Source organism: Thalassospira xianhensis MCCC 1A02616, from assembly GCF_003326475.1.
Taxonomy (GTDB): Bacteria; Pseudomonadota; Alphaproteobacteria; order Rhodospirillales; family Thalassospiraceae; genus Thalassospira; species Thalassospira xianhensis.
The window spans coordinates 44,190-56,117 of the sequence record NZ_JPWA01000032.1 but is presented as its reverse complement, the minus strand read 5'-3'; the positions used below and the strand labels follow the sequence as shown (position 1 = coordinate 56,117).

Genomic DNA, 11,928 nt, shown 5'->3' with positions numbered 1-11,928 from the left:
CGCGTCACCGGCGAAGCTTCCCTGTGCCGCCATCATCGCGCGCGTGCCGGATTCCGGGCCCAGCCCGACAAACGCCTGATCGGCCAGTTCCGACCACGCAATAGCACTACGCTTGGCAAAGGCATGGGTCGGGCGGCACAGCACCCCGAACCGGTCGGAAAACAGCGGACTGAACGCAATATCGGGCAGGGCATGCCATTCCCCGGCAATGCCAAAATCCGCCTCGTTGCGCGCCACCGCCTCATGCACCTCGCCCGCGTTCAACTCGTCCAGGCGAAGCCGTGCATCGGGATGTTCATCGACAAACCGGCTGATCACGCCGGGCAGAATGCGCGTCAGGACCGAGGGGGCAGCCGCAATGCGGATCGTCCCGCCAATCCCCTTGGACAGCGCATCAAGATCGCCAAGCGCCTCTTCAAACTCGCTGATCAACCGGCGGGCGGTCGGCAAAAACCGTGCGCCCGTCGCGCTTAACGTCACCTGTCGCGTCGTGCGATCAAAAAGCGGCGTTCCCGCCACATCCTCGAACTGGCGGATCGTCGCCGTCAATCCCGACGGCGTCAGCCCCAGAACCTCCGCCGCGGCGGTAAAGGTGCCATGATCGGCAACCGCCACAAAAACCCGCATATGGCGCAAACTGATGGAAGACAGCATGTTTCATCCGCTAACTGATTGACCAGACTGCAACACTAACGGGTAAATTACGCGTTGTGCAGATATTCCTGCACCCGGCCCCGCCCCCGCCGCGACAAACCGCCCCAAACCACGCGGCACAACACCACAGGACGGCCCGGCCCAGCATACCGCACCGCTCCCCACCACCCCGTCATTCCCGCGCACGCGGGAATCCAGTCCTTGGTGCTGCATCCGCAAAAATCGCCCCGGAACCTGCCGCCCGATGGATTCCGGGTCTTCGCCCGGAATGACGGACAGGACGCAGGCCTCCCCACCACAAACCTCTCCCGCCCCCACCGGTTTTATATCGCCAAACGCTACTTTAAAGGGCATTCTGATACCCAACTGCACCTGTGCGAAACAGAGAATGAAATCAGGGATATGGCGGAAGAATCAATACCAAAAATAGAAATGCTGGTAGCCGACGAGGCCCTAGACCTATGGCGTAAAGGGCGAAACGCGTGGAACAGTTGGATTGATCGACATCCGGGTTCGGATATCAATTTTTTTCTTATTGATTTCTCACTCGAACGAGATCCGTTGGCGGTACTATCCTTCGCAAAATACCGTTTTGACAACATTAACGTAAACTTTAGTTACGCCAATTTCGGCCACGGTGAAATAGACTTCACCCAAGCCTCCTTTCGTAATTGCAACTTGGGTTTGTCGAACATCAATTTCGGCAACGGCGACCTGAACTTCTCTAGAGCCACTTTTGGCGACGGCGACATAGACTTGTCCTTTGCCACTTTCGGCAACTTCAAAATATATTTTAGCGGAGCCACTTTCGGCGACGGCGATGTGAATTTCTTCAGGGCCAATTGCGGCAACGGCGACGTGTACTTCTCTGATGTCACTCTCGGTAAAGGCCAAATAAACTTCTGTCAGGCACAGATTAAAGACTTGCTTTTTACCCCTAAAGCCATTGGTACAGGCGAAATTATTGCTGAAGGGCTATCAATCAAAGGGCGGGCTGTTTTTGACCTCCCCTCCTCTGCCATTAAGCTAAAATCGCTCAACCTGCACAGCGCCTCTTTCGACGGCCCACTAACTCTCAAGGGCGCCCTGTCCATCATCCCGGACCTTCGCGCCACCCGATACTCTCATCAGGTTGATCTCAGCGCGTTAACCGTCAAGCTACGGCGTCGGTGGCAAAAACCCGGTCGTCGAACCGATCAATTGCGAGTAAAGGCGGTTTCGGAAACCGGCATTATTTCACGACTTGCATACAAGTTTGCCAGAAAGAAATGGATAAACTTGAGGCATTTCAACAAACTGCGTCGCCTTTGGAAACACCACTGCTGGCCCATAAAACTCTCACAAGTCGCAGAAGACCCACAAGACGGCGCAAGACTACGCCGCCTCAAAGAAATCGCCGAAACCAACAAAGACCATCAGGCCGCCCTGCGCTTTTCCGCCGATGAAAACCGGGCAAAACGCTGGATCGAAACCTCGTGGTTTGGATCGGTTCTCGACATGGCGTTTAGCTTTTTCAGCAATTACGGCCAAAGCATATTGCGACCTTCTTTCTGGCTTGGCGTCATCTTTGCCCTAAGCATGTATGCCTACAAAGCCAAGCAGCTACCAAAGCTCGCAACCGATGGCTGGGCGGATTGGGCGCAAGCCGCCCTGCTATCCGCCAGCAACAGCCTCCCCTTCCTGCCGCAATCGCGCGAATTACGTACAGGTGCCCTAAAAGCCCTATACGACACGACTGATCCTAGCTCATACGTAGACGCCCTCATGATCACCCAAGGCGTACTCAGTTTCATCTTCCTGTTCCTGATCGGCCTTGGCCTGCGCAACCGGTTCCGTCTGTAACGCACGGCACGGTCAATCCCACCACCCCGTCATTCCCGCGCAGGCGGGAATCCAGTCCTTTGTGCCGCATCGACCAAAATCGCCCCCGGAGCCCCCGCCCCACGAACTCCCGCCGATGCGGGAGGGGCGGAACGAGGAAGCGGCCGCGATAGCTGACACAAGCGATCATGTCGGTGCTTCGCCGCCCCGGTTCCGGTTCACCCCACCCGCCCTTCCGGGCACAGGCCCGGTCGCCATCGCACCACAGGCATCCAATTTCGTCTTGTGGCAATGTCAGGCCGTGACCGGTTCGGGACCTGAATCGGGACCCAAGCCGGGGACAGGTCGAGGCCAGAATCAGGGGCGGAAATGTGGCTCAGGCAGCATCAATAAAAATCATATGATAAGATTTTTATAATTTCCGGCAACGGCGGTGCCTCAAAGCTATGAACACCGCCGTTTTCCTGATGGATCGGAACCATTTGCGCACCAAAGCGATAGTATAATTTATACAAAATTCATTATAATCATATGATACGACTTTAACAAAACCGACGCTGGAGCCCTTTTTTGCCCCCTCGGCACGGTCGGCATGCGGTTGCCGACCGGGTTGAAAAATCGGATTATTCACTAAAAATGAATAATCCTTCGGAATTTTAAATTTGTCTATTTAATCGACCTCCTGTCAAATGGGGAAAATAACGCCGCCCGCGCCGCAAAAAAGCCCAGAGAGACATCATGACCGCGCCCGCCCCAATCGCCAAGCCGACCGCCAAGCCGACACCCGCCCCCCGCAGCTTTTCGCGCTTCAATCGCCTGCCGGTCCTGACCCCGGACCGCTCGCTTGACAGTCTGACACTTGGTTTCCTCAAAACCCTTGAAAAAGAAGGAAAATTTGCCGGTGAAATCCATGCCGATTTCCCGTCCCGCCTGATCAATGCGACGGATAACAGCGTCTATCAGGTAATGCCAACCGCCGTCCTGCAGCCAAAAAACCGCAATGATATCAACGTTGTGATGGAACTTGCCGGGCGCGAGGAATTTAGCGAGGTCAAAATCACGCCCCGCGGCGGCGGGACGGGCACCAACGGCCAGTCTCTCAACACCACCATCACCCTTGATACATCCAAGCATCTCAATAACATACTGGGTTTTGATGCCGAAAAGGGGTTGGTCCATGTCGAGCCCGGCGTGGTTCTTGATCAGCTTAATGCATGGCTGAAACCGCATGGTTTCTTCTTCCCGCCCGCCGTCTCCACCGCCAGCCGGGCAACCATTGGCGGCATGATCGGGTCCGATAGCTCCGGCAAGGGATCGCGGATTTATGGCAAAACAAGCCATTATATCAATGACATGACCACCGTCCTGATCGACGGCACCGATTTCCGCACCCACGCGATGAGTGCTTCTGATGCCGCCGAAATCATGGCGCGTGACGACCGCACCGGTCGGCTTTATCGCAAAATCCACGATGAAATCATGCCGCGTCGGGGTCAGATCAACGCGATTTTCCCGGAAATGAACCGCGGGCTTACGGGCTACAACCTCAAGGAAGCCGTTTCGGATCAAGGGGATATGAATTTAAGCTTCCTGATCGCCGGGGCCGAGGGCAGCCTTGGCATGGTCAAGGAAATCACGCTGCGTGTCATTCCCCTGCCAAAGCACAAGGCGGTCACGGTGGTGCGTTATGACAGCTTCGATAGCGCGCTTCGCCATGTCGGCACCCTCGTGCAGTTTGATCCGGTCGCGATTGAAAGCATCGATGACAAGGTCATGGAACTGGCAAAGCAGGATGAAAGCTGGCACCTGCTGGGAAAATTGCTGGGGACAGAGGATAGCGCCGTGCCGACCCGCGGCTTCAATGTCGTTGAATTTGTTGGCGAAACCGCCGAGGAAGTGAGCGCCAAACAGGCCGAACTTCGTGCCCATCTTGACGCCCATCCGAATGCCGATTACGCCCCCATCGGCTTTGTCCAGGCCACCGATCCGACGCAGATCGCCGCCATCTGGTCAATCCGGGCGAAATCGGTGGGGCTGCTTGGCAATCTTGAAGGCAAGCGCCGCGCGACCCCCTTCGTCGAAGACACCGCTGTTCCGCCGGAAAACCTTGCCGATTTTATCGCGGAATTCCGCACTTTGCTCGATGCCGAAGGCCTTGATTACGGCATGTTTGGCCATGTCGATGTCGGCTGTCTGCATGTCCGCCCGTTGCTTGATATGTGTGACGAGCAGGATGAAGCGCGCCTGCGCCGTGTGTCGGACAAGGTCGTTGACCTGACCAAAAAATATAACGGCCTGATCTGGGGCGAACATGGCAAGGGTTTCCGCGGCGAATATTCGCCAACCTATTTCGGGCCGGAGCTTTATGATGTGCTCAAGCGCATCAAGGAAGCCTTTGATCCGGAAGGACAATTAAACCCCGGCAAGATCGCCTCCCCCTATTCGAAAAACACCCCGATCACCGCAATTGACGAAGCCCCGATGCGTGGCCAGCTTGACCGCCAGATCGAAGACAGGCTGCGTGATGAATACCTCAACGCAACCCGGTGTAACGGCAACGGGGCCTGCTTTAACTGGGACCTGATGGATGCGATGTGCCCGTCCTACAAGGTCACACGCGACCGTGTCCATTCGCCCAAGGGCCGGGCGGGACTGGTCCGTGAATGGATCCGGCAGCTTTCGGTCGGCACCGATCCGCGCAATCAGGATCTTGCCGTGATCAATGCGCGGGATTTCTCGCACGATGTTTACGATGCGATGGCCGGTTGCCTGTCCTGCAAGGCCTGTGCGGGGCAATGCCCGGTCAAGGTCGATATCCCGGAAATGAAATCACGGTTTCTGGAGGCCTATCACACCCGCTACAAACGGCCGGTGAAGGATTACGTGATTGCACAGCTTGAAAGCATCGCGCCCCTGATGGCAAAGGCCCCCTTGCTTTTCAACGCCCTGCAATCCATCCCGCCGATGCCATGGATTTTCAAAAGCCTGATCGGCCTGACCGATTTGCCGAAACTCAGCCGCCAAAGCGTGCGTTCGGCCCTTCGCAAACGCGGCATTGGCAAATTCAGGCTGGCCGATCTTGAAGCTCTTTCTGATATAGATCGTGCCAAATCGGTGGTGATTTTGCAGGATTGCTTCACCAGCCACTATGACATCGATGTCTTCACCGCCCATATTGATCTTCTGCAGAAGCTCGGCTACCGCGTTTTCGTGCCGCCCTATCGCCCGAATGGCAAGGCCTTGCATGTAAAGGGTTTCCTCAAACGCTTTGACTATCAGGCAAAGCAAAACGATATCGTCTATGGCCGACTGGCCAAAACTGGCGTGCCGCTGATCGGGATTGAGGCCAGCGTGACGCTGACCTATCGGCAGGAATATGCCCAGCGCCTTGGTACGGATCGCCCGGATTACCGCGTGCATCTGTTCCATGAATGGCTGGCCGCCGAGATCGCGGAAGGCCGCCTCACCCTGCCCGCAACCAAGGGGAATGCAGGGATTACGGCCCCGGCAACCCTCTTCCCGCATTGCACGGAAAAAACATCCATCCCCGATGTCGGCGTCAAATGGCAAAAGATTTTCGAGGCCTTCGGCATCAAACTCGCGACCGAGAAAACCGGATGTTGCGGCATGGCTGGCGTTTACGGCCACGAAACCCGCCATCAGGAAACATCCCGCGCCCTTTATGACCAAAGCTGGAAAAAGAAAGTCGATCAGACGGGCCTGGATAACATGCTCGTCACCGGCTATTCCTGCCGCTGTCAGGTCGCACGCTTTGAAGGGGCGAAGCCGCAGCATCCGGTGGAGTATCTGGCAAAATTGATCCAATAAATAAAACTAGAATCAAAAGAAGAAGGCCATCACCCTAATATGCGCTCCGTGCCGCCTATCTCAATGGTACGGTAAAATCGAACGTACGGATGCCGCCTATTTTGCTCTGGAACTTCGGAAACCCGTTCATTAAATGTTTTTTTATCAAGTAGCTCAACAGACTTGATGAAAACATGCGATAACTCAGCGTAACCTAAAGTCATGTCTTCTAGAAACTGTACAAACTCGACAACAGGCAACAACCCGAAGGGGGTTTTGCTATGCTCCACTTCTATAAGTGGTGACGTCACCTCGCCATTCGAATGCATTTGAAAATCACTTATTAAAATTTGATATCCTTTTTTGGGGTGCTCGCTGCAGTTTCTTATATTACGAACCAAAGACCAGAAATTTCTATTCTCCTCCCATGCACTAATATACTCAGTTGGCATATTTGGAATTTCTCGAAACACCTGATCATATTCTTCCAATGTTGGCCGAGATGATCGATCAGGTAAAAATACTTCTTGATATAATTTCAAAGTAGCGTCTTTGGATTTATCTACCTTTACCAAAATGTTGTGAATTTTAGTCTTCAAATCAGTGACAGATGGAATTGTGTATGAATGTATTTGCTGCTGTTCCTCAACGAAACCTTGCTCTTTGGCAGAAATTTCTTGCCTTAAACTACCAATCATTCCTCTCAGTTCTAAGATATGATTTGCTAGCTCGATAGTTGCCTCGAAATATCCACCAATTTGACGGCCGACCGTGGCATTCTTCTCATCAAATAAGCTTTTCGCAGTTAGAATCACTCGTCCGACGACCTCATCACCATAACCAGCAGGAACAACTTTCTGGCTTAAGTTTGGAATATTCGGATTAGATCGTTCCGGATCGATATCATCGGCTAAGCGGACTGCATATACGGCAAGTTCCGTTATCGTATAGAGAGCAGATGAAGTAGATACGAACTCTCTAATGGAGGAATTGTCTTCTTTTCCTCCAACTTTAAGAGTGATTGCAGATTCTCGCTGCCTATCTATCTGACGTTTTGTCTTCATAGACTACCGCTTATTCACCATACCTACCGCATCTAGCTTGCTATCAATCACAAAGAGAGTGAAATTCGCAAATGTCCTTGTTATGCAACATCTTCTGAATATAGCACATTATTGAAACATTCAGATCTACAAAAACGGCAATAAATTGCGGATATGATCGCCAAACGCACTGATGGCCGGGCTGCGCGCGGTGCTTGATGTCACGACCTGCAATCCAAGCTGTGGCAAGGCGGGCATTGGGGATTTGAGGATATAAAGGTCCGCCGGGACGGCTTTTTGCATCATCACGCTGATCGCAAGGCCGGACCGCGCCACCGCGATCAGGCCGGTCAGGCTGTTGCTGGCATAGGATATTTTATAGCGCATCCCTGCGTCATCCATCGCATCACAGGCCGCCTTGTGATCCATCGCGTTTGAGGCCGGCATCGCAAGCGGAATGGCGCCATCGGGGAAATCGTGAAGCTCCAGCGCCGGTTTGCTTCCGACCCAGGCGAGCTGTTCGGTGCGCACGATCTTTTGCCGGTCATGGATTTCCGGGGTCGAGGTAATCGCCATATCGATCTGGCTGGCATGCAGCAGGCGGTTCAATTCCGGGCTTGGCGCGGAAACCACCTTGATCTCGACATCCGGGTGAATGGTGCCAAAGCTTTTGAGCAGGGCCGGGAAAAACGTGATCAGGTAATCCTCGGGACAGCCAAACACCATCGAGCCATGCAAACCCTTGTCGGAAAAGGCCGAAACGGCCTCGTCATGCAGGCGTAAAATCCGTTCGGCATAGCCCAGAAACCGCTCCCCCGCCCCGGTCAGGCTCACCCCGCTGCCGCTTCGGTGAAACAGGCTTTGGCCCAGTGTTTCTTCAAGCCGCTGGATTTGCATTGTCACGGTTGACTGGGTGCGGCCGACCTGAATGGCCGTGGCGCTAAGCGTGCCGGAATGCGCGGCCCGCACGAAGGTCGCAAGCAGTTTGAGATCAAGCAAAGTCTGCATCGCCGCACCAGCACCATATCAATTTTTCCAATACCAGAATGCCATAACTATCAATTTTACGGGTGGCGTGCCAGCAGATACGATGAGGATCAGCCAAAGACACAGGCATGCAGGGAGCCCATCATGTCACGCAACACCGATCCGAAATTCTGGGACGCCGCCAAAAAACACCTGATCCGCTATGGCGGCACGTTTGAGCCCGCCATCATCGAACGCGCCAAGGGATCGTTCGTTTATGACGCCGATGATCGCCCCATTCTGGATTTCACATCGGGTCAAATGAGCGCGCTTCTGGGTCACGGGCATCCGAAAATCGTCGAAACCGTGCAAAGCCAGGTCGAAAAAGTCGCCCATCTGTTTAGCGGCATGCTGTCCCGCCCTGTCGTGACTTTGGCGGAGCGTCTGGCGGAACTGGCACCGGGACTGGATCGGGTTTTGCTGGTTTCCACCGGGGCAGAGTCCAACGAGGCCGCGATCCGGATGGCAAAGCTCGTCACCGGCAAACACGAAATCGTCGCCTTTTCCAAAAGCTGGCACGGAATGACCGGCGTTGCCGCATCGGCAACCTATAGCGCCGGGCGCAAGGGATATGGCCCGGCCGCCGTCGGGTCCTTCGCCATTCCCGCCCCCAATGCCTTTCGCCCGCGCTTCAAACATGCCGACGGGTCGCTGGACTGGCAGACGGAGCTTGATGACGCGTTCAATCTGGTCGATAGCCAGTCAACCGGCAATCTTGCGGCCTTTATTGCCGAGCCGATCCTGTCATCGGGCGGGATGCTGCCCTTGCCCAAGGGATATCTTGCCGCCCTTAAACAGAAATGCGTTGAACGTGGCATGTTGCTGATCCTGGACGAAGCACAGACGGGCGTTGGCCGTACCGGCGACATGTTTGCCTTTGAACGCGATGGCGTGACACCCGATATCATGACCCTGTCCAAAACCATCGGCGCGGGCCTGCCACTGGCGGCTGTCATGACCACGGCTGAAATCGAGGATGCCGCCCATGAAAAGGGTTTCCTGTTCTATACCACCCATGTGTCCGATCCCCTGCCCGCGGCGGTTGGTGTGACCGTGCTTGACGTGGTGCGCGACGAGAAACTGGTCGACCGTGCCCGGCTATCGGGTCAGAAGCTGTTTAATGGCTTATCCAAACTCAAAGACCGCTTTGATTGTATTGGCGATGTGCGCGGGCGTGGGCTTATGCTCGGTGTCGAGATCGTGAAACGAGGCGCAGATGGCCAGTTCAGAGAACCCGATCATGATCTGGGTGCGGCGATTGCCGCCGAAGCGTTTAAAAACGGGCTTAGCATGAATATCGTCAAGCTTCCCGGCATGGGCGGCGTGTTCCGCATCGCCCCGCCGCTGACGATCAGTGACGAGGAACTCGACCTCGGCCTGTCGATCATCGCCAAATCGATTGAAGGCGCATTGTCGGGCCGCTAATCGCCCCTTCCCCGTTCCCCAAAACAAAAGCCCGGCTGATCGCTTAACCAGCCGGGCTTTTATCGTATCGGATGTCTTCTGGTCTAGCGCGTCAGCACTTCTGCTGCCTCGCGGGTGCGCTTGACCGAACTCCCGACCCCGCCGGAAATCGAACGTATTTCGTCAAGCCGCCGGGCAAGCTCATCGACCGAAACGGCCATTGTCTGCATATTTTGCGACACGCTTTCGGTCACGGCACTTTGTTCTTCGACCGATGCCGATATGCTGGTGACACTGTCGCGTGCCGTTTCGATGGAGCCGCGAATGGTTTCAAGCGAGCTAACGACTTCGTTTGAAATTTCCTGCACACCGCTGATTTCTGCCGAAATCTGATCGGTGGCCTTGGCCGCCTGATTGGCAAGGTTCTTGACCTCGTTCGCAACCACAGCAAAGCCTTTGCCAGCCTCGCCCGCACGAGCGGACTCAATGGTGGCGTTGAGCGCCAGAAGGTTGATCTGCCCGGCAATGCCCTGAATGACTTCGACAATGCCGGTCATTGCTGCGACCACATCGGCCATTTTCTGGGTCGACTGGTTGGCGCTGACGGTCTGGGAAAAGGCCCGTTCGGTTTCATCGCGGCTTTGCGCCATGCTGCGCGAAATTTCGGCGATTGAGGCGGAAAGTTCCTCTGCACTGGCGGCAACGGTCTGCACCGAGTTCGAACTTTGCGCCGCGGCGGATGTTCCGCTCATGGCGGCCTCGTCAAGGCTTACGATGTTACTGTCAATTTCGGTGAAATTGGTATCGATCATTTTTTTAAGATCGACCAGAAGCTCCACCTGCTCGGTAATGTCGGTGGCGAGCTTGATCACCCGTTCGGGTTTGCCATTCTGATCAAAAATCGGGTTATAGGTCGCCTCAAGCCAGACCTCTTTGCCCCCCTTTGCCAACCGCTTGAACTGTGCGGCCTGCACATCGCCCTTGCGCAGACTGGCCCAGAAATCCTTGTATTCGGCAGATTTCGAGTAAGCCGGCTCGACAAACATGCTGTGATGCTTGCCGACAACCTCGCCTTCGGAATAGCCCATGGTTTTAAGGAAATTCCCGTTGGCCTTAAGGATTTTGCCTGTCAGATCAAATTCGATCATCGCCTGGGACCGGTCAATCGCGGTCAGAATGCCTTCATTGAGCGCGCGCTCCTTGCGGCGCGCGGTAATATCAGAGGCAAACTTGATCACCTTTACCGGCTTTCCGGCCGCATTCAGGATCGGGTTATAGGTGGCTTCAAGCCAGACCGTTTCGCCGTCCTTGCGCACGCGCTGGAAAACGCCAGCCGCGAATTCGCCCTTTGACAATTTTTTCCAGAAATCACGATATTCGGCACTTTGTGCGTAATCGCGGGTCACGAAAACCGCGTGGTGTTTGCCAACAATATCGCCAAGCTCATAACCCATTGTAGCAAGAAAATTGGCATTGGCTGTCAGGATTTTACCGTCCAGCGAAAACTCGATCACGGCCATTGATCTACCGAGGGCTTCGTAAATCTGTTGTCCTTGCTGTGACGCACCGCCGTTCCCGAAAATATTGAATGCCATGTCAATCTGCCCCTTATACGTCTGAATGGATCACCGGCCAGGAATCGTTACCCTATACAACTTTTCCTATCCTAAAGTATGAAGTCATTTCTTCAATTCAAGAGGCAAAATCGTGATATGTGTGCTATTTCACAAGCCTCTCGACGCAACCCTTGGTTACAACACACCAAACGGACGGACCGCTGGTTTATCGCCGCTATTGACACCGGTTGTGATATCCCGGTTCAATCGCGCTTCCCCCCCGGCTCCGGAAAGGCCCCAGCCATGATCCGTCATATCGTCCTGATCAAATTCAAACCCGGCATTGACGAGGCCGTGATTAACAGTCTGTTTGACGCCCTGTCTGACCTTGGCGACCAGATCGCGGGGATGCGGGGTTTTGATGGCGGTATATCGGTCAGTCCGGAACAACTGGAACAGGGTTTCAAGCACGGCTTCTGCATCGATTTCGACAATGAAGCGGCACGTGATGCCTATCTTGAGCATCCGGCACATCAGGCGCTGGGCGCTGAACTTGTCAAAGCCGCCGATGGCGAAATTTCAGGACTGATCGTGTTTGATCTGGAGATGTGAGGGGC

General features: G+C 54.7%; 8 protein-coding genes. 4 read left to right on the top strand and 4 right to left on the bottom strand.

The features are described 5' to 3' along the window. Positions 1-654: LysR family transcriptional regulator (locus TH5_RS20100; protein WP_147250137.1), on the bottom strand; the 654-nt coding region annotated here is incomplete at its 3' end. Between the two features lie 201 nt (positions 655-855). On the opposite strand from TH5_RS20100, the gene TH5_RS20095 reads away from it, so the two are divergent. Continuing rightward, positions 856-2,496 (top strand): pentapeptide repeat-containing protein, encoded by a 1,641-nt coding sequence (locus tag TH5_RS20095; RefSeq protein WP_147250136.1) that lies wholly within the window; start codon positions 856-858, stop codon positions 2,494-2,496. A gap of 717 nt (positions 2,497-3,213) precedes the next feature. Then, positions 3,214-6,303: an FAD-binding and (Fe-S)-binding domain-containing protein gene (locus TH5_RS20090; protein WP_114123361.1), complete on the top strand. Its 3,090-nt coding sequence runs from the start codon at positions 3,214-3,216 to the stop codon at positions 6,301-6,303. Between the two features lie 29 nt (positions 6,304-6,332). On the opposite strand, the gene TH5_RS20085 is transcribed toward TH5_RS20090, so the two are convergent. Together TH5_RS20085 and TH5_RS20080 are read right to left on the bottom strand one after the other, a co-directional pair. Then, a complete protein-coding gene (locus tag TH5_RS20085) occupies positions 6,333-7,346 on the bottom strand; it encodes a hypothetical protein (RefSeq protein ID WP_114123360.1) in 1,014 nt (337 codons plus the stop codon). Between the two features lie 126 nt (positions 7,347-7,472). Then, complete coding sequence (locus TH5_RS20080; protein WP_114123359.1) at positions 7,473-8,333, bottom strand: LysR family transcriptional regulator; 861 nt, start codon at positions 8,331-8,333, stop codon at positions 7,473-7,475. Positions 8,334-8,456: 123 nt separating this feature from the next. On the opposite strand from TH5_RS20080, the gene TH5_RS20075 reads away from it, so the two are divergent. Further along, positions 8,457-9,776, top strand: a complete 1,320-nt coding sequence (locus TH5_RS20075) for an aspartate aminotransferase family protein (protein ID WP_114123358.1) — start codon at positions 8,457-8,459, stop codon at positions 9,774-9,776. A gap of 83 nt (positions 9,777-9,859) precedes the next feature. On the opposite strand, the gene TH5_RS20070 is transcribed toward TH5_RS20075, so the two are convergent. Next, positions 9,860-11,350, bottom strand: a complete 1,491-nt coding sequence (locus tag TH5_RS20070) for a methyl-accepting chemotaxis protein (protein WP_114123357.1) — start codon at positions 11,348-11,350, stop codon at positions 9,860-9,862. Positions 11,351-11,614: 264 nt separating this feature from the next. On the opposite strand from TH5_RS20070, the gene TH5_RS20065 reads away from it, so the two are divergent. After that, complete coding sequence (locus TH5_RS20065) at positions 11,615-11,923, top strand: Dabb family protein (RefSeq protein ID WP_114123356.1); 309 nt, start codon at positions 11,615-11,617, stop codon at positions 11,921-11,923. The last annotated feature ends 5 nt before the right edge of the window (positions 11,924-11,928 follow it).

Coding starts and splice junctions, on each gene's coding strand:
- TH5_RS20090 (WP_114123361.1), top strand. CDS start 3,214: ATGACCGCGCCCGCCCCAATCGCCAAGCCGACCGCCAAGCCGACACCC.
- TH5_RS20065 (WP_114123356.1), top strand. CDS start 11,615: ATGATCCGTCATATCGTCCTGATCAAATTCAAACCCGGCATTGACGAG.
- TH5_RS20075 (WP_114123358.1), top strand. CDS start 8,457: ATGTCACGCAACACCGATCCGAAATTCTGGGACGCCGCCAAAAAACAC.
- TH5_RS20085 (WP_114123360.1), bottom strand. CDS start 7,346: ATGAAGACAAAACGTCAGATAGATAGGCAGCGAGAATCTGCAATCACT.
- TH5_RS20070 (WP_114123357.1), bottom strand. CDS start 11,350: ATGGCATTCAATATTTTCGGGAACGGCGGTGCGTCACAGCAAGGACAA.
- TH5_RS20080 (WP_114123359.1), bottom strand. CDS start 8,333: ATGCAGACTTTGCTTGATCTCAAACTGCTTGCGACCTTCGTGCGGGCC.